The sequence below is a fragment of the Mucilaginibacter ginsenosidivorax genome (genome assembly GCF_007971525.1).
GTDB lineage: Bacteria > Bacteroidota > Bacteroidia > Sphingobacteriales > Sphingobacteriaceae > Mucilaginibacter > Mucilaginibacter ginsenosidivorax.
In genome coordinates, this window is the sequence record NZ_CP042437.1 from 5,984,042 (window position 1) to 6,010,019 (window position 25,978).

Below are 25,978 nucleotides of genomic sequence, written 5' to 3' on the forward strand. Positions count from 1 at the left end.
GACTGTCCGTTTCCTGTCCCCGCGGGGTCTCTCGGAGAGGATCCAGCGGTTATACAAAGCCAGTCCCAAGTCCCAAGCCGCGTTTATGCGAGATGATTGGGTACCTCAGGGTCCTCTCCGAGAGACCCTGAGGGGACATAAATTTAATCAACATAAAAGACCACCACCACCCACTCAACCCCGTTTAATTTTTTTGCTGCGAAAGAAAAGTAACGAGGGAGGCAAACTCATCATATGATAGTGCGTTGGCAAGGCCGGTTGGCATCATGGATGTTTTCAGCTCTTTGCGGCTCAGTATGTCGGCGGTATTAATTGTAAAAACGTCGCCGGTAATATTCCTCATCACTATTTTGCGGGCCGATTCTTCTGTAATAAAGCCCATATAGCTCTTGTTGCCTTTTGCGGATATCATTACCGTGGCAAAGCCCTGTGAGATGGATGCATTCGGCTTAAGAACAGATTCTGCAATTTGTTGCCGGGTCATGATCGAACCTATCTGCCCCATAAACGGGCCTTTCTGTTTTTCGGCCCTGGTTAAACTGTGGCAGGCTATACAGCCCTGGCGGGCAAAAAGAACTTTTCCCTTAAAAGGGTCGCCCTTTATTTTTGCAAGCATCAGCATGATATCTTCAATAGATGATTTTCCTATCTGGCCTTTCTTGTTGGCAATTTTTGCCAGGTCTATCTTCACTTCTTTGGTGGTCTCGGTTTTTTCTTCGCCGCCAAAAGCTGCAATCCCCATTTGATGGCGGGCATTTAAATCGGCAAAAAACTGTTTTCCTTTCTGAGTTGATTTTGTCCATTCGGTTTTTAAAAACCCGGCAATCCGGGCCGAAGCATCCCAGGTAACGCCCTTGTAAATTGGTCCGTGCGAATCGGGCCTTGTGCCCCACCACCACGAAGCATCATAATCAGCTTCTTTTTTGTACAGGCGAGACAGGGTTACCAGTATCTGCTTTTTTGTTTTTTCGTCCTTAACAGTTGAGTACGATGCTATTAAACCATCAACCGCTTTGGTATCATACATATACCTTAAAGCCCATAATGCCAGGATTGAATGGGCCGTACCGATAGCTTTAACACAATCATTAACAGCGTTTAAACCAACAAGGGCCCTTACCGCCAAATGTGCCGGGATGATTGCCGAATTGGGTTTGGCATGCGGGCCTTCCTCATTTTTGCCCGGTGCTACAAAGCTGGCCGGAACAGGTGTTGCTAATAAGGGCTGTGCCGATGCCTGGTTGCCAATACGGCCCAGGCCCACTATAGCCGCAGCCTTCACACGGTCGGAAGGGTCTTTCAGTCCGGCCAAAAATGAATCCAGCGGTACGTTTTGTATACTTTGCTTCCTGTCGGCCAGGGCTCTTAAAGCAAATTCTCTTAAATTGCTATCCTGCGTTAGTTGCACCAATGCAGGTACGCCTTTTTCGGCTGTTGTTTGGGCATAGGTAAATACGCCAGCTACGCGGGCATACAGTGGCAAGGCTGCATCAGTCGCAACGGCCAGCGATAGCCTGGCTGCTTCATCGGCCGGGCGGGTTATCAATTCCTGTGATGCATTTAGCCTGGTTACCGCGCTTGCCGATTTAAGGTAGTTAGCCAATTCGGTTGCCGAAGCAGCCTTAAGGTCTGGGAATGCTTTATAGCTCCAGTTGCGGGGTACAGCCCGTACCACATAACCTTTGGCTGGGTCGCCGGAGTAGCCGGCACCATCCCATGCCGAAAGATAAAGCCGGCCGGAACCATCTACATCAAGGTCGGTAATTTGTGGTAATGCGATAAATTCTTCTTCCTTTTGTTGAAAGCTGGCACCATCGGCGGTTACCCTGTTGATATACAGTTCGCTTCGGCCCCAGTCGGCAGTCATGGGTACGTGGTTGTATTTTTCCGGCCAGGTAGGTTCGTCCATAAACAACGATCCTGTGCCCGACCCTCCGCCCAAATCAACCAGCGCCGGTAAAATCTCATCGGTAAAATGCTGGAACAATACCGGGTATCCATATTCGGCCGATTGGATATGGTGCGAAAAACGGATGTTCCAGCCGCCACCATCGTTGGTATTATCCCTCGTGAAAATATTCATGTAAGGGTCAATGGCCACATCATAAATGTTGCGTGTACCATGCGTATAAATTTCCATCTCGGTTCCGTTTGGCCGTACCCGCACAATACCACCGCCCAGCATGGTCAGCTTTTTGCCGCTTCGGTCGGTGGCGTCATGAAAGCCGAAATCGCCAACGGCAATATAAATCCAGCCGTCAATGCCCATCCGTATACCGTTTGTCGCGTGGTCGGTGCCCCGCTCGGCCAGCATGTGCGCATTGCTGATATGTTCAATAAGTGGCTTTGCTGGTCCGTCGGCAATGCCGTCCCTGTTTTTATCTTCAAAAACTTCCAGGTTCATGCCGGTAGCTTTGCCGGTTTCTTTTGAAAACACAGTATGCATTACAAAAACCTGGTCGCCCATTACCAGGATTCCCCGCGGATCATCTACTTCGGCAAATTCGGTATGCTTATCAAGCTTGCCATCATTGTCGCTATCTACCAGCCTTAAAATTTTTCCTTTGCCCGGTGTTTTACCCAACGATCCTATCATATCCACACCAACAAATACCTCGCCTGTTGGCGCTGCAGCAATACAGGCTGGGCTTGGTGTTAGTTCTGGCCCTGCAAATGTGCTCACCGTTAAATCGGCAGGCCATTTCAATGTATCCGGGTGCGGGTTAATGTTACCGTTTTTTTGATGTTGTAACGCTGGCTTAGGCCCACCGGGTTCGGGATTAAACATGGTGCCGGCTAAGTAGCTAAGCATACCTAAAAAAATAATGACAAAAATAAGGTTGAAGGAAACTTTAAGCATAGGTGTGTAAATTGGTTTTGAATAAGCAGGTTAATCAAAAGATAAATCTATGTGTTTAGTTGAAGTATAGGTACAATTATTTTCAAATTAATTTGTGAGGATAAATTAAACCTAAATGAGTGGGCAGAACCTATGGTTGTAAAACACTCCCGGCACGAGGTGGAAAAATCTGATTTTAAACAATGCTTAAAAAAAATCAAATTCTTTTGGGGGGTAGGGTATGTTCAATGCATCCTGCATATATAAACCATGAGAAAGTTTAATTTCAGGAAAAAACAAGTCTCTGCTAAAGACCAATCTTTGCAGGAAGAAATCGTAAATCAGTATTTTGACGAATTGGATTTGGGTAACTTACCCGAAGCAAACCATCATGGTGTTGAATTTAACAGCGATAAGGTATACAACCGTATTGCCGCTCAAATTGATGGCGGCGGCAAAATCAAAACCCTAACCAAACAATGGTTGGTTGCTGCATCGCTGCTTGCCGGCTTGTGCTTGTCGGCATATTTGTACCGTAATGATATCCTCAACTATGTTTCGCCTATAGCCACTAAACAAATTACGGCGGCCAATGGCAAAATTGTAAATATAACCCTTGCTGATGGCACCAAAATATGGCTTAACAGCGGCAGTAAACTTACCTATCCGGATAAATTCCGGGGCGACCGCCGCGAGATTACTTTAACAGGTGAAGCTTTCTTAGATGTAGCGCATGATGATCATCAATCATTCATTATTCATACCGGCGCTGTACGCACCCAGGTATTGGGCACAAGCTTTAATATAAAAGCCTATCCCGAAGATCATTTTGTGAAGGTGGATGTGTTGAGCGGTAAGGTAGGTGTAATAGCGGTGGCTAACAATGCCAAAAAATCGCAAACTATTTTCTTAACCCCCGCCCAGGAAGTAATATTTAATAAGGATAATAACCAGGCCGTTAAAACCGAAATGGTTGATGTTGATGTACTGGTAAGGTGGAAAAGCGGCGACCTGATATTTAAACGCATGCCGCTGCCAGAGGTGATAAATACGATTGAGCATCGCTTCAATGTGAAAGTTGATGTAGATATCAACCTGGTGAGATGTTCAATAACAGCCGACCTGACCAACAAATCGTTGGAAACCGTAATGAAGGTTTTATCAAAAATTGTTAAAGGTAAGGCGATACAAGATAAGGGGGGCTACCACCTTAAAGGCAAAGGCTGTTAACCATAAAATAAACCAATTAATCCAAAATATAACCAATTATTAGCTAACCTAAATAGAAGAGCATGACAACATAAATACATACAAAAAACCCTGATCAAAGGGATTTGAACAGGGTTACTAAAATGCAGCGTATTAATAAGTGCAACGTTTCGAGGTCCAATTCAGAACAAAGCACTCAATTTCAAACACTTTAATTATCTCAAATCTATGAATATATCTCTATTTTCAAATGGAGTAGTTCGTTATGTATTAATATTAATGAAATTTACCTCGCTCGCCTGCTTTGTTGTTTGCTTCATGTGCCTTTCGGCGGTTGCAAATGATTCATTTGGCCAACGCTTTTTGGAGATTTCGGTTACGCTGAAGCTCAAAAATGCAAGGCTTTCTGATGCGCTCGATAAAATATCGGCCGATAAACATATTAAATTTGCTTACGCGGATAATGTGCTGAAGCCGGATTTCAGGGTAACATTGAATGCCAAAAATGAAAGCATCAAAAGCTTGCTTAATGAGGTGTTAACTCCATTTAACCTTAGCTATAAAATTATTGATGACGTAATTGTTATTGATGAAAAAGCCGAGGTAGAAAGCAGTACAGGCGGGATACAGCAGGCCCCGCCGGTCCCTATTAAAATTACTGGTAAAGTAACCGACGAAACGGGCCTGCCATTTCCTGGCGTAGGCATCAAAATAAAAGGAACTACAACCGGCACCATAACTGGCGTAGATGGTACTTTTACCCTGCCTAACGTGGGCAGCGATGATATACTGGTATTTAGCTTTATTGGTTACGCGCCAAAGGAAGTGCCGGTAAATAATCAAACCACGCTTAACGTGCAGCTATCGCCCGAACGTACTTCATTAAATGAAGTAGTTGTAATTGGTTACGGTACACAAAAACGGGCCAATATTATTGGCGCGGTCGATCAGATCTCTTCAAAAGCCATTGAAGGCAAACCCTCTGTAAATTTAACGCAGGCTTTGCAGGGCACATCGCCAAGTCTTATCATCCAGCAAACTAACTCCGAGCCGGGTGCTTATCAAAACATTAACATTCGTGGTGTAAGTACTTTAGGCGATAACAGCCCATTGGTGGTGATAGATGGTATTACCGGCGGCGACATCAACCTGCTTAATCCGCAGGATATTGAAAGTGTCTCTGTTTTGAAAGACGCAGGCAGCGCTGCCATATATGGTTCGCGATCAGCAAACGGTGTAATATTGGTTACTACAAAAAAAGGTAAGAAAAACTCCAACACTCAGCTTACCTACAACGGGCAGGGCGGGGTACAGGAACCCCATGTTGGTTATAAACCAGTTCACAGCTATGAAAATGCCATCCTTAGGAACGAGGCTGTGGTAAATGCAGGTTTGCAGCCAATCTACAGCCCGCAGGACATTCGCAATTTTCAACAGGCAGGCGACCAGCAATGGTTTTTGGATGCCATTTTAAAAAATGCGGTGCTGCAAAACCATAACCTGGCTTTAACCGGCGGTAATTCAACTTCGTCATACCTGGTATCGGCCGGAGTAACAGATCAGCGGAGCAACCTTGTTGGACCTAACTACGGTTTGCGTCGCTATAATTACCGCATGAACCTGAGTACCGAATATGGTAAATTAAAGCTGACCAGCATCCTGGCTTATTCCCGTACCGAAATTAAAGAACATTCCTACAACACATCAACCCTTATTGTTGATGCCGGCAGAACACCAACTTATTACAAGATTAGGGACGACCAGGGCAGGTATTTGACCAATGATGTGTTAACTGAATTTAACCCGCTGGGGATTTTAGAAGCAGGCGGTTACCGCAAACGCGATAACGACAACATCTTCGGTAATTTAAACGCGGAGCTGGCCGTTACTAAAGACTTTAAGTTGAAAGGTGTTTTTGGCGGAACACTGCTATCAAACCACATGTTTGGCAGGGTGATAGAAGTTGATTATTTCCCGAAAGGGACATACGGCGCTGACAGGAATACGAATGACGAAAACAACAAGAACCTGTTTTTAAATACACAGGTAATTGCGCAGTATACCAAAACATTCAATAAATCACATAACGTAGATGTATTGGTAGGTGTGGCCAATGAGTCGACAACGAACCAGGGCAACAGCCTATACCTTAAATACACCGACCCTGAATTGGGTACGCCGACAACGGGTACCATAATTGACCCTGCATCGTCAAATACCAATAATAACACCACGGAAACCAGTTTGAACTCCGCTTTTGGTAGAGCAAGTTATAATTATCAGAATAAGATATATGGTGAGTTTGATTTCAGGATAGATGCCTCATCAAAGTTTAATACAAAAAACCGCAACGCTTTTTTCCCATCGGGATCGGTAGGTTACCGGGTTACCGAAGAGAATTTTATGCAAAGCTACCGCGATAACTATGGCGATTTAAAGGTGCGCGCATCATATGGCATTTTGGGTAATCAAAACGTAGGCGATTACCAATACCAACGTACTTATGGCCCTTTCCAAAATGCTTATGGTTTTAACAACGCAGGTGTTGGTGGCGCGGCCATATCATTCGCTAATCCGGATATTCGCTGGGAGCGGGCTGCCACATTTAATGCGGGTATTGATGCTGGATTCCTGAAAAATACCCTAACCATATCTGCCGATTATTTTAATAAGGTAACAAAGGACATTTTGCTGCCGCCAATAGTGCCTGGTGTGTTTGGCGCCGGATTACCCGATTATAACGCAGGTAAGGTTCAAAACAGGGGATGGGAGCTAACCGTTAATTACCGTTTAACAACTAAAAACTTTAACCACTCTTTTTCCTTCAACGTAGCCGATACCAAAAACAAAGTATTATCTCTTGAAGGCGGCGACCAGATTAAAACTTATGACGAATTGCAGGTTATCAACAAAGTTGGCCTGCCAATTGGCTCGTACGTTGGGTTAAAACGCGATGGCTATTTCCAAAACCTTAACGATATTGTTAACGGACCCAAACCAGCCGGTTTAACTGTTTCGCCGGGCGATAACCGTTATGTGGATGTTAATAAGGATGGAGTAATTGATGATAACGACAGGTTTGTTTTAGGTAATGGTTTCCCCCGTTTAACATTTGGGTTTACCTATAACGTAACTTACAAGGGCTTTGACTTCAATCTGTTTATGCAGGGCGTAGGCAAGCGCAGCATGTTTGTGCGTGGCGAGCAGGTTGAACCCTTCCATTTTAACTATTCGCAGGTTATTTACCAGCATCAATTAGATTTCTGGACTCCCGAAAACCCCGATGCCCGTTATCCGCGCCTTGCAGCTGCCGGCAGTCAATCAAATACCAACAATTTCAGGCGCGGATCTGATATGTACATTTTCGATGGTTCGTACCTGCGCGTTAAAAACGTAACCCTGGGTTATTCGTTACCGCAAATTGTAGCCAAGGCTATAGGTACACATAAAGTAAGAGCTTATGTTTCAGGTCAAAACATTCTAACCTTTTCGGGCATGAAATTCCTTGACCCTGAGTCGACAGAATTTAACGGTAATGTACAGGCTGGCGGTGCCAATAGCGGCAGGGCTTATCCAACGCCGATATATTATGGGTTTGGTATTGATGTAACATTATAATTTATTATACATGAAGAAATTAACAACATATAGAACCGTGTTTTTTATAGCCCTGTTAACTGTTATGGTTTCAGCCTGTAAAAAGCTCGATCTGGCACCGGTAAATAAGTTTACCGATATCAACTTCTGGACAACAACCGAAAAAGCGAACAGCGTACTAAATACTGCTTATTCGCAAATGTTCCGCTCAGATTATTTCTTTTACAATGAAGGCGCATCCGACAATGCGTACAATGGTCGCGGTGATGCCAACGGAGTAGCATCACTTGCAGCCGGCACTTATGATGCTTCGCTTGGGCGTATTAAAGAGGAGTGGGGGTATCATTATTCAGGTATCAAAACCTGCAATATATTTCTGGAAAATGTTGATAGGGTAGCCTCTATGGATGCCACCCTTAAAGCCCGCATGAAAGCCGAGGCTAAATTTATCCGTGCCTATCACTATTTTCAGCTGGCCACCTGGTTTGGCGATGTGCCTTTGTTTGACAAGGATATATCAATAGCCGACGCCAAAACCATTGCCCGTACACCAAAAACGCAGGTAATTGATTTTGTATTGAAGGAGTTGGACGCTGCCGCTGCTGCATTACCGGTAAACACCGCTTATGCCGCTGCAGACAGGGGCCGTATTACCAAAGGCGCTGCCATTGCATTAAAAGCAAGGGTTTATCTTTATGATAGCCGCTGGCAGGATGTGGCCACCACCTGCGAAAAATTGATTAACGATAACAGCAATGGCACTTATAGCTTGTTCTCATCTTACGAAGGTGTGTTTTTACCTCAAAACGAATATAACAGCGAGGTAATACTCGATCTGGAATTTGTGCCACTTATTAAAACATACAGCCAGTTTTTTGATTTTGCCCCACTCGCAGTTGGTGCCCGCCTGAATGCCCTTGCCCCCACACAGGAGCTGGTTGATAGCTACCTGATGGCCAACGGTAAAAAGATTACCGATGCAGGATCTGGTTACGACGAGAATAACCCATATGTAAACCGCGATCCGCGGATGACCAATACAGTAGTTTACAACTTATACAAATGGAAAAAAACGGATGGCAGTACCCAAACCATTTATACCAAACCAGGATCTGATCCGGGTACGGATAAACTGGATGAATATGCACCCGGTAAAGTGAGTTCGCCAACAGGTTACTATATCCGCAAATATTACGACCCTACATCTGCCGTAAATTTCCAGTCGGGTTTAAACCTTATCCTTATTCGTTATGCTGATGTGCTGCTCATGTATGCCGAAGCTAAAAATGAATTGGGCCAGTTGGATGGCGGGGTATGGGATAAAACCATCAAGGCTTTAAGAAGTCGCGCCGGTTTTACCGACCCTGCCGCGCTTACTTTCAGTGGCGCTACCCAGGCCGATCTGCGTAGCATTGTTCGAAACGAGCGTCGTACCGAGTTGGCTATGGAAGGCTTACGCATTTTTGATATCCGTAGGTGGAAAACAGCCGAAGTGGTATTAAACGGCTGGTCGCATGGGGCCAAATTTGGGCCAGCTTCTGTAGATAATGGGTACATCAGGGCCGATTTGCGAAGCTTTGATAAAAGCAAAGCCTATTTATGGCCGGTTCCGAGGGACGAACGTGCTGTCGACCCAAATCTTACACAAAATCCAGGTTGGTAGTTCAATAATTATTTGTAGAGAAATTATAATCAATTAAGATCATGAAAAAAATTACTTTCTGCCTCATGGCAGGCATATTGGCACTTATTATTGTTTCGGGATGTAAAAAAGATAAAACCTTACAGCATACCCAGGTATCGCCAGTGAAAAACTTTTTTGCCCCGGTCGATAACAAATTCATCAAGCTTGAGCCAGCTTCAGGATCGGCTTCATTTGAGTGGGAACAGGCACAGGCCGAAGATAATGGCCTGGTGATGTACGAGGTTGCTTTTGATAAAGCTACTGGCGATTTTTCAAAGCCGGTTTATACCCTGCCCTCCGATGGTAATGGTTTGTATAATAAGCTGACCATCTCTTTTAAAGACCTGAATAAAATTGCTGACCTGGCAGGCATCCAGCCACAGGAAACCGGTAAATTAAAATGGACGGTAATGTCATCAAAAGGGATCAACGTACAAAAAAGCAGCTTATCACGTACCATCGAGGTACAGCGTGCCGCCGGATTCAGCGAAATTCCTGCCGATTTGTACATTACCGGAACGGCCACCGAAGGCGGCGATGACCTGAGCAAGGCTGTACATTTAAAACAAACATCGACCGGTGTTTTTGAAGCCTACACCTCGCTAAAAGCTGGGGCTTTCCATTTTGCCGAACGTAATACCGGCACACCGGCGGCTTATTCAATAGATGGTATTAAGTTGCTGAAAGATGGTAGTACTACCGTGGCCGGCACTACAAAAGTTGAGAAAATTGTAGTTGATTTTACCACAGCATCAGCATCGCTGACAGAAGTTGTATCGGTAGGTTTATGGTTTGCTGCCGATAATAAAATCTGGTTTAACCTGCCTTACGTTGGTGGCAGCAGTTGGGAAATTGATAATGCATCTATCGTTTTCCATCAGGAGTCATGGGGCAGGGATGAGCGTTATAAGTTTATGTTTACGCTTAAAGATGCCACTGGCGCAACATCTACGCAATACTACGGCAGTACCAATTCAGATAATAGCCCGGCTACCGCAACAACGGCAGCGTCTTATTTCTACATGGTACCCGTAAACAGCTCCCAGTATGATTACTGTTTTAAATTTGATCACCGTGCCGATAATGGTAAAGCGGATATTAAAATTATCTGGAGCGCAGACGTACCTGCGTATACCCATGTTGTTACCGTTAAGTAATAATAAACTTATCAATTCTGTGCCGGTATTATTTACTGGTGCAGAATTTAAAACATAATTTATGAAGATCATACCTCAACATATACAAAAATGGGCATTGGTATCACTAATACCGTTGGTGCTTACATCGTGCTTAAAAGACAAGGCTTTTCCGCTTTATCCCAACAATAAAACAGCAACGGTTGATTACAAATACGCCGCCACTGCCGATTCGTTACAGGAAAAAACTTACAGTACTTATCTATCTGCAAACGGTAATTATTTTGTGCAGGATAATGCAGGTAATACCAATTATAACTATTGGCCCCAGGCACATACGCTGGATATTTTTACTGATGCATTTTTACGCACCAAGAACGATGTTTATAAACAGCGGATGAAATCGTTGTTAAATGGTACCCGTGTTACCAATGGTAATAAATACCAAAACGAATATTATGACGATATGGAATGGCTGGCCCTGGCAAGCCTGCGCGCCTATACCGCAACCAATGATAATGATTACCTTGATGCAGCAAATACACTTTGGACTGATATTAAAACCGGCCAGAATAATAACCAGGGCGGTGGCATAGCCTGGCGCAAATCGCAGCTGGATTATAAAAATACACCAGCCAATGCACCGGCTATTATATTTGCCTGCCGCTTGTATGCTTTAAAAAAGAACGATGCCGACCTTACGTTGGCCAAAAGCCTTTACACCTGGCTGAGCGCTACGCTGGTTGACCCTTCGAGCGGGATAATTTGGGATGGCATTAATGGAAATCACGACGGGCAGATCAGTAAAAATAAATTCACCTATAACCAGGGTGTTTATATGGGGGCCGCGCTTGAACTATACCGCGTTACCCAAAATGCCGATTATCTTGCCGATGCCGTTAGAAATGCCAATGCAACTATTAACGATACGGATATATCGCCCGGCGGTTTGCTGAAATCTGAGGGACAAGGTGATGGCGGATTGTTTAAGGGGATTTTGGTTAGGTACCTTACCCTGCTGATACAGGAGCCCGCTGTGAGTTCAACTGATCGTGATGCCTTTGTTAAGTTTTTGAAATATAATGCGCAAACCTTATATACCAAAGGTATAAGCCGACCGGCGCTTTTTGTAAGCCCCGACTGGAAAACGCTGCCATCTGGCAATACCGATTTAACCACACAGTTAAGTGGCGTGATGATGGTAGAAGCTGCGGCAGCCTTAAAAGCCGACGGTAAATTGTAATTTTAAGTTATCTTCCGGCTTTAAAGCCGGAAGATAACTTCTATGACCCTGCATAAACCTATGAAAAAAATAATATCAACCATTTACCTGTGCCTGGCAATAGTGTCGGCTGCAACCGCCCAAACAAGTGCCAATTATAAAAACCGGATTGCCATCATTAATAAAAACATTTATGACAGGTTTTACGATGAAAAAGTAAATTTATACTTCGAAACTAATGATAGCGCGGCCAACAAGGGTAACCACTCTTTTTTGTGGCCATTATGCGCTATGGTGCAGGCTGCAAATGAAATGGAGGCAGGCAATCCTTCAAAAAATTATATAACTCCGGTTATGAAAGCCATTGATCAGTATTATTCTGCCAAACCGCCGGTACCAGGTTACCAGGCCATGGTGGCCAGGGAAAAAGTTGATTCCCGGTTTTATGATGATAATGAATGGATTGCCATAGCGCTGATGGACGCGTACGCCCGAAACTACAAAAAAGAGTACCTGGAAACTTCCCAAATGATTTACCGTTTCCTGTTGTCGGGCCATGATAAGGTTGGCGGCGGCGGTTTTTATTGGGTAGAAGGGGATAAAAAAGGCAAAAACACCTGTTCTAACGGCCCGGCTATATTAGTGGCCCTGCAGTTATACCAGGCCACCCATCAAAAAGCGTATCTGGATACTGCAATTGTTACTTACAATTGGGCAAAAGAACATTTGCTATCGTTAAACGGTGTTTATTATGATGCCATCAGGGTACCTTCTATGAAAGTTGATTCGGCGTATTATACTTATAATGCAGGGACCATGCTGCAATCGGGTGTGCTGTTGTACAATATTACCCATGACAAAAAGTATCTCCATGATGCACAAAACGTAGCTAAAGCTGCCGAAAAGCATTTTTACCGAAACGGTCGCTTGCCGGGTAATTATTGGTTTAACGCCGTTTTGCTTAGAGGATACATAGAATTGTATAAAGTGGACAAAAACAAAGCCCAATTGCAGTTCATGATAGATGATGCCAACCGCACCTGGGCGCAGGAAAAAGATGATCAAAATCTTTTAGGGCCTAAAAAGGTAAAATCACTGATTGACCAGGCTGCCATGCTGGAGATTTATTCCCGGCTGGATAATCTGAAGCTGAATTAGCTGCGATAGTGTTACAAAAACGGCATATGTCCATTTTTAATAAAAAAATGGACATATGGCGTTTTTGTGTTCATTTCATGATGTTTTTTCATGACGTATTCATTTTTTATTAAAAAATGAACACGTTGTTGGATTTTGTCCATTATTTTTTATTAATTTGCCATGTGTTCATTTTTTATTAAAATGTGAACATATAAAATATGCCATACGACAGAACCAAGCCCTTCAATAATTTACCGTTACTTCCCCCTGATCAGGCTGTTGAGAATGATATCGATATCTTTAAAAAATTGGTAACCGCATCAAGAGCGCTGGCAGCGGTAAATGTTGGTATTTTGCGATTGCCTAATCCATTAATGCTGGTAAACACTATAGGCCTGCAGGAAGCTCAGGCATCTACCGCGATTGAAAACATTTTTACAACAGAAGACGAATTGTATAAAGCAGTTTCGGATACTGTGCAGGAAGACAGGGCCAATATAGCCACCAAAGAAGTTTTGCGCTATCGTGAAGCATTGTGGGAGGGTTATAGGCTGATAAAAGAGGAAAATCAGATTGATTTAAAAAGCATCACCGGTATATTTAGGCAAATTAAACAGTCATCCGCCGGTTTGCGGTCGCCTGCATCGTTAACGGTAATCCAGCGTGGGCAGAGTGAATTCAGAGCAGGGGAAGTGATATACACTCCCCCAAGAGGCCCCGGATTAATAGAAAAACTGATGGATAATTTATTGGAATATTTAAACGATGATAAGCAATATCCGACTGATCCTTTACTCAAAATGTGTTTTTCTCATTATCAGTTTGAAGCGATACACCCTTTTTCTGACGGAAATGGCCGCACCGGCAGAATATTGAACCTGTTGTACCTGGTGCATGCAGGATTGCTAAACCAGCCGGTGCTTTATCTGTCAAAATACATCATTGTAAACAAGGAAGATTATTATTACAATCTTGGAATTGTTACGCAACGGGGATCGTGGAAGCCCTGGATATTATACATGCTTGATGCCGTCGAAAACACATCCCATTTAACAAGCCAGCTTATTAATAACATTATTGCCCAAATGGAAGCGACACTCATCCACGCTAAAGGAAAAATTAAATGGTATAGCAAGGAGGTAAACGAATTGATTTTTAGTCAGCCATACATCAAGCCTCAATTAATTGGAGATCGCTTAGGCATTACATCCAGAACAACACTCACCAAATATTTTGGTGAATTGGTTGATGCAAAAGTTTTGAGCCCGATTAAAGATGGCAGAGAAACGTTTTATGTTAACGATGACTTGGTGCGCATTTTAGAAAACTAAGCAGGCAGCTTAGCTACGCGCCCTTGCGAATTTTGCTGTCTTTTAGTTCTCTGACTTCCTGTTGCAGGATAGCCACTTCACCCTCGAGAACTTTAAGGCGTATTTCATTAACCCTGTTTTGAGTTTCCTGGGTTGACCGGACGTCCCGTATATCCCCTTTTAATTGAAAGTAAGTTGTCATTACAGAAACAACTATACTTACGGTGCTGATGATGGTGACGGTGATGTTTTTGAGGGTAATCCCCCTGATTTCACGTTGATCGAGTGTTGCCATAACTGGTTAAATAAATTATATTTCGGAAGTAGTGGTATCAGGTTCGGGTTGTTTTACGGCAAACTGGGCTATGGCGCCCATGGTTGTGCCAACGGCAGCCATTATGGCCGTCACAGCAACCGGAATAGTACCAACTCCTGTCAACGAAACAGAAACAGCCACCAGGCCTGCACCTAAAATTTGAACTTTTTTAAAAAATGAGGGCGTATCACTGGTGATACGTTCCCAGAACGAATATTTTTTTTCCATGATTGGGGGGGGAATAGCCTTGGGTTGAATAGGGCTATGGGTTAATAATATTAGACGAAATCGCCCAAGTAACACTAAGAAGGCACTCAAATTATTAAAGCGGAGCTGAAGAGTTTTAGGTAATAAAAAAATAGAATTGGATATTTATTGAATCGGGATAGCATGCAATTATGCGACTAAAGATGGATATTTATGATTAAAACGAAAAAATTAACATATCTAACTATCTGTGAACCTAATTCGATTCGGGCGGGTAATACAATCAATTTTCGAATAGTGTTATATTAAGAAGTTTTCAAATACTAAAACGGTCTGAGATACTTTAACTATAAATCGCTGATTGCGCAATTTTGCCAACAGACGTCTGTGGCTATAGAAAGCTATTTTTGCTAATCGTTTTTCAAAGTGGGAGACAGGCAATATTACTTGTAGTAATCTATAAAATACACCTCTATTATTTATGTCATTTTAACACCCTTACAATAAAACTTATTGCTTAGTGCGTACGTAAACATCACCGAAATTTGTATCTGTGAACTGCTTTGAACTAATGTGTTTAATCATAGCAGACGCATCTAACCACGAGTCTAATGCCCATTCCATACTCTCACCAATACTATAGTTGCATTCGATGTTTTTATTAGTAAGTTCAATTTGTTTGATGCACATAATAGCCCGTTCAGATTGTTCCGGAACAGTATACTCGTAGCTTATCATAGCAATCGGATGGTTTAATCCTTTTAAAACCTCCAATTCATATCCTTCAACATCGATTTTTATATATGATGGCAATCCGAACTGACTAATCAGTTTATCCGCTGTTGTTATTTCAACAGGTATGGTTTTGCGCCATTTATTATCACCAAACCGTTTGCTTTCCTGTACACCCTCAATCCATTCTGCTGAAAACGACGACAAAATAGACTCATCTGACAAATGAAAATCTTTAACCGTTTCGGAGTCTCCTAACCCCTTTTTAATAACCGTTATTCGTTTACCATATTTTGCGGAAAGAAAAGCATTGCAAATCTTTTGAGGTTCTATCGCAATAACCCTTGCTCCAATTTTTAGAAATGGGTCAATCCTATTACCCATATTAGCACCTACATCAAAACAAACATCGCCTGAATTTATAAAAGAACTGTAAAAAGCCTGCTTTCGTTCGATTTCTAATAGGTCAGCTTTTTTTTGTGCAGATGTTTGCAAGCTTTGTTTAATCTTATATTTTAAATAAGGAGTTAAGAGACGGCTTAATAGATCTTTCATCATTAACGAAAGTAAGAAAACTCCTTAAACACTCAAAGTATATAGAGAGTTTTAGATGCCCATTAAAGGGCCAATAAAGCATCCAAAACTGGTTTTGCAATAACTTTCATCTTAGCAAAACCAGCACCATTGGGGTGCACCAAATCGCTGTTATAATAAGTGGTGGTAGCAGTAGTAAATGCCGGGTCGGCATAATAATCTATCAGTCCATCCCATTGGGTAGCATCACCCCTAATCAAATTATTAAGCCGAATGAGGTATGTTTTATCAGCTGACATAAAACCCAAATTGTCGATATCGAGTATTGTGGACATAGCAACCTTAGCGCCCAACGCCCGTGCCGTACCAACATAATCACAAAGCTTAGTATAATAAGCCGTTACTGCTGCTGATGAAGTTAAAGCCCCCATATCATTGGTGCCTATCAATATTGTCATCACGACCTTTCTTCCATCCGCAATGGCATCAACAATTGCCTGATTAACCCATGACTGACGTGCATACATTGAATTCGCTGGCAATGTATCACCCGGATTTCCTAATACAGCCCCGTTTTCCGCAGGGTTTGAACCAAATAACTGCGGCGTATAAGCGTCCCTCAATAACCTTTGATAAGAATCGTTTAGCCAGGTAATACTATCCCCTTCAGAGATATAGAAATATTTCGGTTTGGGTACAAAATGATTTTTTAGCCGCATCCGATTTTTTACTATGGTAGTTGCTGCGGCTATATTAGCATCACTTAGTTTTGAATTCCAAAACGATAGGGTTGATAAATCACCATACGCCTTAAAGTCATTATTATCTCCACCTAAAAACAAAAGCCTATCTAAAGTAATGTTGCCAAATGCTCCAACCCTTTTTGCGATACGTAAGCCGTTTATATAAATATCGGCAACCGTTTCGCTGTAGGATATAGCTAATATAAACCATTCATTTTGCATAAAATCATATGCGGTCTCGGAAATAGTGCCAAACCAAGTGCCGACATAAGTCAAAAATCTGTCATTTAGATAAAAAAGAAGGCCCTCACCACTTTGTGATGCCAAAACATTATAAGATAAAAAACCTGATGATGGAATCTTCATTGCTATTAACATAGTTGCCTGTGGTATTGTTAAACTTGCGCCGTCAGCTTCATAGTGGATCAATCCGTTACCGGCTCCTGCTATGGCATTGGAAAATTTGAAACTCAAATCGGCATTTACACCGTTTGCCAAATAATCTATACCCTTATTGAAAACAAGATCGGGTATCAGTTCGGAGGCAACGCCACTGCCCACACCAGGTATAAAACGAATATTAGACACAATAATTGAAAGCGTTGTTGCCACTCCAGTTAACGATGCCGCCAACGGAAATCCGTAACCGACACCCGTATCTGTGTTGTTTTCAAAAACAGGATATGTTATGGTTTGATCTGTATCAGTTAAGGCCATCGTAAGATAAGAAGCGCCGCTACCGTCTAAAACCAACCCGTAATAAGCACTTTTGCCGCTATCTCCGGGCAATAGCCTTACTTCACAGGCAAGCGACCACGCACCCGCTGGCAACGTAACATCCTGCAAGCAATTAACAAAAGCGCCATATCCGTCGCCATACGCAGCTACAAAATCAAATTGATATGAATTAACGGATAGTTGTGTTATGGTAACAGTTCCATGGTCGGCTACCCTTTTAAAGCCAGCAAATTGAACTAAATTATTATCAAGTGTGTTTGATGCTCCAATGTTTTTTAACTTGTTAAAATGATATGCTGCAAAACTACTATCTACGTCAACGATAGGGCTGGCGGGCATAGCTCCCAAGCTTTCGCTGTAAATAATTTCTTTTACCGCTTTTATTGTTGTCAAAACAGTTGATGGGATAGTTTTTTGATAAACCGCTTTGCCGCTTACCATCGAGTATTTTCTTAGGGTATAAGTAGTTAAATCCCGTACATTAAAGCTACCGTTATCAGCAGTTGCAGCTTTCCCTAAAGCTACTGTACTGTACGTAATGTCATCGACCGTAGTTGCCGCCACAACTGTGAATAAACAATGGTCGGTCGCGGTTGTATAACTGCTATCAGCGGCTTGGTATGCCGTTACAGTGACATCGCCTGTGGCCACGGCATGGAGGTATGAATTACCATCACTTACTACAATTGTCGCCTTTGACGTATCAGATGATACAAACGTAACTGCACCGGCGCTGCTTGATACAACGCTTAACAATTGGTCAGCATCACCAACGGCCATCGTTTTAACCTGATTGATGTAAAATAATGGAATATCGCTGCCTTCTTGCCCATTAAACGCCGCCGTATTTTGAAGCACGGCACTGGCCGGATTAATCCCTAATGCTTTTACCCGTACTTTTAGACTACCGATGGGGATATTTACATCTAATCCATCGGTAATAGTGTAAGTTCCGTCTCCGTGGTCGGTGCAATTAGATGTGGTGCAGCCTATCCATTCGCCGCCATTTATTTGGTATTCGTGGTCTGTAAGTGGTCGTTTCATTATGCTTCGCCTCCTGTATATGTGAATGTATCTGCCGTGTCATCAACCGTACCGCCAGTTGGCGCATTGGGTGTAACGGGGTTAGGTAATTTATATCTTAGTTCGCCAGTAGCTGTTTTGTACAGGGTATATGCTGCTAATCCCGCTGTTACTGCTGCCGCCTCATCTGTACAAACCGGGGCCGCTGATATAAATGCCCGCATATCAAAGCTGCCGGCCAATGCGTCTATCTGTCCCTGCAACCCCGCATCAGCTGCGCTTCTTAACTCAGCCTCATTAGCTATAGCCTCGGCATCCGTGTTATCCAGCGAAAAGCCTGCCGGCCAAACGCCGGCTGCCTTTGGACCAAAGAAGGTGTAGGTTGCGGTGTTGATGTAATAATCGCCATTGGTGCCGGTATACAAATTGGAGGGGTTGGTGGAGCCGCTTAATATAGTTTTGCCATTCGCACCGGTCGGCCCGGTTGCGCCTGGCGGACCAGCAACCCCGGCAGGGCCTGTTTGCATGGAAAATACCTGTGCCCAGGCGCCTGTCGATTTTTTGTAGAAGATACCGGTTAGCGTGTTTATATAAGTGTCGCCATTTTTACCAGTAGCGGTTGCCGGGATGCTGGTGCCATATAAAATGGTTCCATCGGCTGCATTTCCGGTGGGGAAGGTATAAACCACCGCCCAGGTGCCGGCTATTTTTTGCGCCAGGGTACCTGTGGCAGTGTTTATAAAAACGTCGCCGTTTTTGCCCGATATATTGGCAGGTAGGGTGGTGCCGAAGGAGATGGTCGCGCCAACGGTTAACCCGGTGCCTATAAACTCCATCAGGGTGCTGAATGCAAACTGGTAATCGGTACCGTTTTTTACCAGGATAGAGTTGTCGGATGCGGCGATGGCGGATGCTACCGGCAGGTCGGTTATTTTTTTATCGGTTGCCATCAGTTTAAAAATTCGGTAATGGTTAAATTGTAGTTGTTGTAGCTGCCCGGATAATTAAAGTCGGTTTTGTCCACTCCTCTTATGCGCGGACCAGCCTGCCTGCTGCTTTTGTTTTTGGCGTTATATCGCCATAGGGGGAAATCGGCCTTGTTATCCCACAAAAACTTTTCAATGTCGTTGGCGTAGGCGTTGGCAATGCTGCGTTGCTGCTGCACCAGTTTTACCACTTCGGGCGATGAAAGGGCATCGCCATTTTCATGCCTTTTAATTACCGGGCCGGTAGCAGTATAATGCACGGCATCGTTTTCAATAAAACGGGCAAAGGTGAAGTATACCATAGTAGGAGCCAGGCCTTCGTACAATACAATATGGCCGTAATCGTCAAGATACTCTGTGCCATTCAACAGGTCTTTGTAGGGTTGTGGGGCATCATCCTGCAGGGTGCCATCTTCGTTAAAATGGTTTAAAAAATCATAGTACAGGGCATGTCCCAAAAATGGTTTCAAGTCCAGTTCCTGCGCTTTTTTGATGAATACCTTCAGGCGTTCGGGTTTTATGTTTACAGTAATATCTTCGTATTGCTGAAACGTGGTTTGGTTGATGAGATAGATCATAGGATGGCGCTTAGCCCTCTCTAAATCTCCCCTGAAGGAGGAGACTTTTGGGTGGCAGGTTAATAATTATTTTCTGAGCGTGCGAAAGTCCGTTCTAAATCTTTCCAGGTGGAGAGAAGCTTTTGATTTGCAAAGTTTTTTAAGTCTCCCCCTTCAGGGGGAGATTTAGAGGGGGCTTGCTATTTACACATAGCCTCCGCCTCGGCTTGTTTAAAGCCGTAGGCATAAACCAGGGCAGCAATTTTATTTTGCAACGGGATAGCAGATGAAAGCAGATCATTGATTGCATTACCCGCTTTAATCCCCGGGCTATCGTCGGCAGCGATAGCAGGCACGGGTGTGATAGCCCAATTACCGGCCGGATTGATGTTGGTATAAAAGTGGCTAAAAACTTCGGCAAGGGTTTCGGCCAGCTCCAGCCTGTCGGGCGCGGTATTGTCATTAAATTCGATAATGGCCTGTTTCTTTTCGCCGCCATTGCTTAAGCCGGATGATTTTTCGGCGTTTACCAGTTCCTTCGGGACAGAAAAGCCTTTAATGATACGGGCTTCAACAGATCGTTCGGTTGTTTCAAAGAGCTTATCGTTATTCTGGATAGGGTAGGCCTTAAATTCTGGTTTCGAATTTTCGTCCTCGTATTCGATAACAATAATTTTTTGCGCGCTTTTTGTTCCCTGGAAGGCACCTAAATCCTGTTCCAGCTGCGAGGGCGTATTTATTCCTCCAAATTCATCTGCATCGGGCCTGCTGTTATCGGCCTCTTCGCGGCGCGATTTCATGAACAGCATGGTTGATGGCAAAAAGCCTGTGGTAACCTCGCGGTTGTTGAATATCTTGATGCCGGCTTCGGTTTCAAAATCCTCCCAAACCGAATCTGCTTCTATCAGGGGATAATCATCAATCTCGGGGTTAAAATAAAGCAGCTGCCCTTTGTATTTATCCCACCCGCCGGCATCGTCAACCTGTTGCTGCACAACCGTGGGGTCGGGGTCATATTTATCTAAAAATATCACCTTGCTGCGCATTATGTTTTTCCAGGTTTTGCGGCCCCAATCGTTATAAATGGCAAACTTATTGGCCGTTTCGGGGCAATCGGTATCGCCCATGCGGATGTCCTCGAACTTGATGTAATTAACCGAGGCTATTTTAAAATTGGCATTATAATTTACGTGGATGCCGAAGCCGGTAAAAAGGGCTTTATCTGTTGCCATCGCTTTCAAAAGCTTAGCCAGGGTCAATCCTTTAGTGTTGATGATCTGTTTGCCTAAACCATCGGCTTCAAATCCGTTGCCTCCAATAAACTTGGCCCTTTTGTTCCAGCAATCTTTAGCCGTTGGCGATCCGGCAACCAATTCCAGCATCCGCTGCGGGTAAGCGTTATCCAGGTCGTAATTTAGTATCCCGTAGGTTTGGTTGGGCCTTACCAATATTCTTCGCTCAATTTGCGGTAAGTAGGTTTTCATTTTAATTATTGAATGAGTGAATTATTGAATTATTGATTGATAAGGGGGGAGATTAATTATTGAATGAGTGAATTATTGAATTATTGATTGATAAGGGTTAGGTTTGAATAGAATTGGCCAAGTAATTTAACAGCCAGCGATAATTCAATAATTCAATCAATCAATAATTCAATAATTAAATAGCTAACAGCGCCTCGATAGCTGCAATAGTGCTGGTGTAAGTGGCCGAACCGGATTCGGGTGCGATGGAGATGGCGCGGGGAGGGTAGGGCTCTTTTAACTTATCGGGGTTGGTTAGCTTTAATTTGTAACCGCCATCCAGGGTTTCGTCGGCTGCGTTGCGTTCGGCATCTGTCAGGATCAATCCGTTCACGGCGCCAAAAAGCTCGATTGCCGAGTCGCTCGATTTGTAGTTGTTAACCGCTATGGCGCGTAACCGGCCGTAGCCCATCGCCATTAGCTGGCCTTTAATATCAACCGATAAGCCGGCAATATTAAAATCTATCTCTTCGGTATAGCGTGGCCCCACCTGTGTTTTGGTGAGCTTGCTCATGGTATTAAAGCTGTTATTGGTACCCTCAAACTTATATATTTTGGCGCTGCCTACCGCTGCCAGGCCGGTAATGATTAAGGGATTGGTAACATCATAAGTAAGGGTGATATCATCCTGGTTAAAAATGTAAATAACATCTTCTATCCCCGATGTTACAGGCTCGTCTGTACCCAGTTTAAAGCCCGCGTTTATTTTATTGTAAATTGACATGTGTTGGTTATTAAGCCCCCTCTAAATCTCCCCCGGTAGGGGAGACTTTTGGATGGCTGGTTGGAAAATTAATTTTAAAGTCCTCCCTACCGGGGAGGATTTAGGAGGGGCTTAAGCACTTAAGTAAAACAGCTCGTTGGCAAACTTGAAGTTTACGGCTGCTTTCATGCGGGCTTTCATGCGTACTACGTTGTCGTTGGTGTAGGGCTTCATGTAAACCGTGGATAGTTCTGAAGCATCGCCCAGCAGATCGACCCCTAAAAACAGGTTTGATGAGCGGGCGCCAAGGATGGTGTTGGCCTGCCAGTGGTTCATGATTTGCAACGGAATACCCAGGTAATCCATCTTTTTCATATCCGTAAAGGCGTTGATAACGTTTAGCGCCTTATTGGCCTGTGCCTGTGCGTAAGCATAACCTACGTGTAAAGGGATTTGCAGGTTAAAATCTTCCTGGATGCGGTCGGCGGGGTCAAGCTGGGCGTAAACGCTGCCCAATACCTGCAGTACATTGCTTACGTTAATGTAGCTGATGGTTGCCGCTGATGAGGTATTCAGGAATGTTGCCGGTTTGCGGCTGTTAACCTCGTTGTAGTTACGTACCAGCCTAAACGTGGTAGATGTTAATACCTGGATAAAGTACGATTGGCCTGTCAAGTCTATACCTGGCGCGCCGTTGGTGGTATCCTTGCTGGTTCCGGTAACCTGGGTAACGGTTACTACGTCGCCATCTGCCAATGTGGAGGTATCGGCAACAGTAACTACCCCTAAAGCGCTGATAGCTGTAGCACTCATCGATGTTGTTGGTTTGCCAAGGCCCACTTTGTACACGCCGGATGCTGCGGCAATGGTTGGCAATAAACCCGCAAATGGTGCACTAAAGGTGGCTTCCTTGGTTGAGCCTTTGCCTAACCAGTACAGGCGCTCGTTGGCTACCTGTATTTTGGTTAAATAACGTTGCACCATAAAGTCAGATAGGTCAACAATGCCTTCATAATCCATAAAGGCACCTGGTTTTAGGGATTGGGCTTCCCAGCTTTGGGCCAGTTTGTCCCATTGTTCCTGTTTCATAAATTCGTACACTACGGGATCAAGGTAGCTTTCGGTTTGCAGGGTGGTGGTGCCCTGGTCGTGGAATATGCCCGATGGGTCTTGCAGTACAACGTCGTCGTCCACATCAAGGATTATTTTGCGGGCTTTAACGTCGTTAATAACGGTGAGCAGTCCACGCTTTACTGAGTCGGCTTCCAGCAGCGTGCTTGCCATGAACCCGGCCAGCGCTTCGCCGGCATAGGTGTTGTTGGTGAATGTAAATTGAGCCATAAAAAGGTTTGCCCCCCAGCCCCCTAAAGGGGGAGCTTTTTGATTAATGTGATTGAATTATAGGGATTAGCCCCCGGCAGCTTTTGACAGGAATAGTTTGGACTATCGGGATAGCTTATTAAAAAGGACTAAGATGAATTTGCGAACTATCGTTCCCCCTTCAGGGGGTTAGGGGGCCGCTACCGCCCTTTTCACCGCATTTTTAGCCAGTTCGCTTTGCGGGGCGAAGAAGGGTGTGGTTTCTGTTTTTGCTTTGTTGCTGCGTTTGGAGCCTTCGGGGCTGTAGGTTGATTTTATTTCGTTTTTAACTTCGGTGCGGGTTTTTTGCAGGCGGTTGCTTGCTTCTTCAAGGGCTGTGCGGGCTTCGGTTAACAGCGCGTTTTGGGCATGCAGGCGTGCTTTCAGTTGCTGCAGGCGGTTTTGAATTTCGGTAGCTTTTTTTGCCGGGTTTAATTTGCTTGTTGGTACGTCATCGTCCTCATCTTCGGCCTCAGGGTCGGCTTCGGGCGCGGGGGCTACTTTTAGCACCTGGCCTTCTTTAACGTCAATCTTTTTACCATCGGCAGTGGTGTAGGTGTCGGTTGCTGCCGGGGCACTCATGTCTTCGTCGTTGTACACTTCGGCGCCTTCGGCAAGTTCGCCGGCGTGGTGCAGGGTACCTTTGTCGGTAATGGTTTGCTTGTTTACCACTTTTTTGAAGAAGTTCATAATCTTATCCAAAACCGACGTGGTTTTCTCGATAAGTTCTTTGTTTTCGATGTTCATGTTGTTTTTATTGTTTAAGATTTTGTTAATGCATCGCTGGTAAACCGCAGGGGCTGTGGTAGTATATTTTTTGATGACGGCGCTGTTGGTAATTTCGGGGTTGTAATCCTCTACCTGGTCAATAAAGCCCATGTCGAGGGCCTGGTCGGCAGTCATCCAGGTGACGGAGTTTATTAAACTGTTTACTGTTACTCCGTCCAACCCGGACTTGTCCATGTAGATTTGCGCCAGGCGCGATTGTACTACATTCAACATCTGTACATCTTTTAAAAGTTCATCGGCATTGCCACCGCTGCCAACGATGGGTTTGTGGATCATGAGCAGGGCATATTTGCTCATCACAATGGTTTTACCGCCCATGGCCACTATTGAGGCGGCCGAGGCGGCCAGGGCATCAATGTAGGTAGTTACATTGCCCGGATATTTTTTAAGCAGATCATATATGGCAATGGCATCAAACGCGCTGCCGCCTACCGAGCTGATGTGCACTTCCAGGTCCTGCCCGGCGGCTTCCTGCAGCTGCGTTTGTATGTATGCCGATGATAAACTGCCCGACCCGATGCAATCGGTTTCGGTATCGTATAAGTAGATTTTGTAGCTCATCTTGTTAGAATTGAGATGTTAGATATGAGATTTGAGATTTTTTGTCTGAATCAGAATGTTCAGAATTTTAGAATTTTCAGAATGAAATCCGATTAATGTTTTTAATGCCGATTAGCATAGTTCAAAGGTCGTAATTTGCTTTTGTTTTGGTGGTGACAATAGTTTGTCAGTGGTTGAATTTTGTCTGAACTCGAATTAAACGAATTGGTTGAATTTTCGAATTTTTAAAATTCTGTTGATCCTTTAATTCGATAAATTCCGGTTCAGATGATTGAAACTATACAAATATCGGGACAATGTTTTAATGCGATGGTGACAGTAGTTTGTCAGTAAAGCCGGTTTTTTTGTCTGAACTCGAATTAAACGAATTAGTTGAATTTTTCGAATTTCTTAAAATTCTGTTGATTCTTTAATTCGATAAATTCAGGTTCAGACAACCGAACAATACAAATATCGGAACAATAGTTTAATGCGATGGTGACAGTAGTTTGTCAGTAAATCCGGTTTTTTTGTCTGAACTTGAATTAAACGAATTAGTTGAATTTTTCGAATTTCTTAAAATTCTGTTGATTCTTTAATTCGATAAATTCCGGTTCAGATAATTGAACTATACAAATATCAGGACAATGTTTTAATGCGATGGTGACACTACTTTGTCAGTAAGCTGAATTTTTCTGAACCGGGATTTTTCGGATTTATCAGATTTTTTTTGGATTTGATTAGCAGAATGGGATCAATTCTGCTAATTCTTGAATTCTGTAAATTCTGATTCAGACAACTATTTCGCGCATCCAGCAACCGATTATTCTGTAAAGCAATTCAAAGCCCGCCATATAGTACGCTCATCCTTGCCAAATTTTACCTCGGCTTCCAGCACCGCCTGGTTTTTGGTGATATTGCGGATCTGGATCTGGGCATGAATCCAGAGGTAAATTTCACGGTAGGTAAATATTTTAGTGGTGATAAACCCCGCCTTGTACATGGCCGAAAATACGCCATCGTCGAATAGTGTGTTTGCTGTTTTAATGTTCATGAGCCCCTCCCGTCCCCTAAAGGGGATGCTTTTTTAT

19 protein-coding genes are annotated in these 25,978 nt (G+C 43.8%); 7 read left to right on the top strand and 12 right to left on the bottom strand.

What is annotated here, in order from left to right; all coding sequences use genetic code 11:
• Window positions 1-184 precede the first annotated feature (184 nt).
• On the bottom strand, window positions 185-2,860 hold the full coding sequence (locus FSB76_RS24940; RefSeq protein WP_147058240.1) for a DUF7133 domain-containing protein: 2,676 nt from the start codon (window positions 2,858-2,860) through the stop codon (window positions 185-187).
• A 249-nt stretch (window positions 2,861-3,109) separates the two neighbouring features.
• Here FSB76_RS24940 and FSB76_RS24945 point away from each other — a divergent pair, with 249 nt between their 5' ends.
• The 7 genes from FSB76_RS24945 to FSB76_RS24975 all read left to right on the top strand — a co-directional run bounded on the left by FSB76_RS24945 (window position 3,110) and on the right by FSB76_RS24975 (window position 14,158).
• Window positions 3,110-4,069 carry a FecR family protein gene (locus tag FSB76_RS24945; RefSeq protein ID WP_147058242.1) on the top strand — a complete coding sequence of 320 codons (960 nt, stop codon included), beginning with the start codon at window positions 3,110-3,112 and terminating at the stop codon, window positions 4,067-4,069.
• A 207-nt stretch (window positions 4,070-4,276) separates the two neighbouring features.
• Window positions 4,277-7,666, top strand: coding sequence for a TonB-dependent receptor (locus FSB76_RS24950; protein WP_147058244.1), 3,390 nt, complete (start codon window positions 4,277-4,279; stop codon window positions 7,664-7,666).
• 10 nt (window positions 7,667-7,676) lie between these two features.
• On the top strand, window positions 7,677-9,308 hold the full coding sequence (locus FSB76_RS24955) for a RagB/SusD family nutrient uptake outer membrane protein (RefSeq protein WP_147058246.1): 1,632 nt from the start codon (window positions 7,677-7,679) through the stop codon (window positions 9,306-9,308).
• 41 nt (window positions 9,309-9,349) lie between these two features.
• Window positions 9,350-10,486 (top strand): SusE domain-containing protein, encoded by a 1,137-nt coding sequence (locus FSB76_RS24960; RefSeq protein WP_147058248.1) that lies wholly within the window; start codon window positions 9,350-9,352, stop codon window positions 10,484-10,486.
• Between the two features lie 61 nt (window positions 10,487-10,547).
• Window positions 10,548-11,708, top strand: coding sequence for a glycoside hydrolase family 76 protein (locus FSB76_RS24965; protein WP_147058250.1), 1,161 nt, complete (start codon window positions 10,548-10,550; stop codon window positions 11,706-11,708).
• A 60-nt stretch (window positions 11,709-11,768) separates the two neighbouring features.
• Window positions 11,769-12,845, top strand: coding sequence for a glycoside hydrolase family 76 protein (locus tag FSB76_RS24970; RefSeq protein ID WP_147058253.1), 1,077 nt, complete (start codon window positions 11,769-11,771; stop codon window positions 12,843-12,845).
• Between the two features lie 200 nt (window positions 12,846-13,045).
• Window positions 13,046-14,158 (top strand): Fic family protein, encoded by a 1,113-nt coding sequence (locus FSB76_RS24975; protein ID WP_147058255.1) that lies wholly within the window; start codon window positions 13,046-13,048, stop codon window positions 14,156-14,158.
• A 13-nt stretch (window positions 14,159-14,171) separates the two neighbouring features.
• On the opposite strand, the gene FSB76_RS24980 is transcribed toward FSB76_RS24975, so the two are convergent.
• The 11 genes from FSB76_RS24980 to FSB76_RS25030 form a co-directional block, all read right to left on the bottom strand.
• On the bottom strand, window positions 14,172-14,432 hold the full coding sequence (locus FSB76_RS24980; protein ID WP_147058257.1) for a hypothetical protein: 261 nt from the start codon (window positions 14,430-14,432) through the stop codon (window positions 14,172-14,174).
• Between the two features lie 15 nt (window positions 14,433-14,447).
• Window positions 14,448-14,681, bottom strand: a complete 234-nt coding sequence (locus FSB76_RS24985; RefSeq protein WP_147058259.1) for a hypothetical protein — start codon at window positions 14,679-14,681, stop codon at window positions 14,448-14,450.
• Window positions 14,682-15,170: 489 nt separating this feature from the next.
• Window positions 15,171-15,950 carry an FkbM family methyltransferase gene (locus FSB76_RS24990; RefSeq protein WP_147058261.1) on the bottom strand — a complete coding sequence of 260 codons (780 nt, stop codon included), beginning with the start codon at window positions 15,948-15,950 and terminating at the stop codon, window positions 15,171-15,173.
• Window positions 15,951-16,009: 59 nt separating this feature from the next.
• Window positions 16,010-18,451, bottom strand: a complete 2,442-nt coding sequence (locus FSB76_RS24995; RefSeq protein ID WP_147058264.1) for a GDSL-type esterase/lipase family protein — start codon at window positions 18,449-18,451, stop codon at window positions 16,010-16,012.
• Window positions 18,451-19,380, bottom strand: a complete 930-nt coding sequence (locus FSB76_RS25000) for a hypothetical protein (RefSeq protein WP_147058266.1) — start codon at window positions 19,378-19,380, stop codon at window positions 18,451-18,453. The genes FSB76_RS24995 and FSB76_RS25000 overlap by 1 nt, the downstream gene beginning before the upstream one ends.
• A complete protein-coding gene (locus FSB76_RS25005) occupies window positions 19,380-19,994 on the bottom strand; it encodes a DUF6712 family protein (RefSeq protein WP_147058268.1) in 615 nt (204 codons plus the stop codon). Before FSB76_RS25005 ends, FSB76_RS25000 begins: the two co-directional genes overlap by 1 nt.
• 179 nt (window positions 19,995-20,173) lie before the next feature.
• Window positions 20,174-21,457, bottom strand: a complete 1,284-nt coding sequence (locus FSB76_RS25010; protein WP_147058270.1) for a hypothetical protein — start codon at window positions 21,455-21,457, stop codon at window positions 20,174-20,176.
• Window positions 21,458-21,632: 175 nt separating this feature from the next.
• On the bottom strand, window positions 21,633-22,220 hold the full coding sequence (locus FSB76_RS25015; protein ID WP_147058272.1) for a hypothetical protein: 588 nt from the start codon (window positions 22,218-22,220) through the stop codon (window positions 21,633-21,635).
• A 111-nt stretch (window positions 22,221-22,331) separates the two neighbouring features.
• Window positions 22,332-23,540 carry a hypothetical protein gene (locus tag FSB76_RS25020; protein ID WP_147058274.1) on the bottom strand — a complete coding sequence of 403 codons (1,209 nt, stop codon included), beginning with the start codon at window positions 23,538-23,540 and terminating at the stop codon, window positions 22,332-22,334.
• Window positions 23,541-23,708: 168 nt separating this feature from the next.
• Window positions 23,709-24,908 carry a head maturation protease, ClpP-related gene (locus FSB76_RS25025; RefSeq protein WP_147058277.1) on the bottom strand — a complete coding sequence of 400 codons (1,200 nt, stop codon included), beginning with the start codon at window positions 24,906-24,908 and terminating at the stop codon, window positions 23,709-23,711.
• Window positions 24,909-25,710: 802 nt separating this feature from the next.
• Entirely contained in the window at window positions 25,711-25,941 is a 231-nt protein-coding gene (locus FSB76_RS25030) for a hypothetical protein (RefSeq protein WP_147058279.1), read from the bottom strand.
• Between the last annotated feature and the right edge of the window lie 37 nt (window positions 25,942-25,978).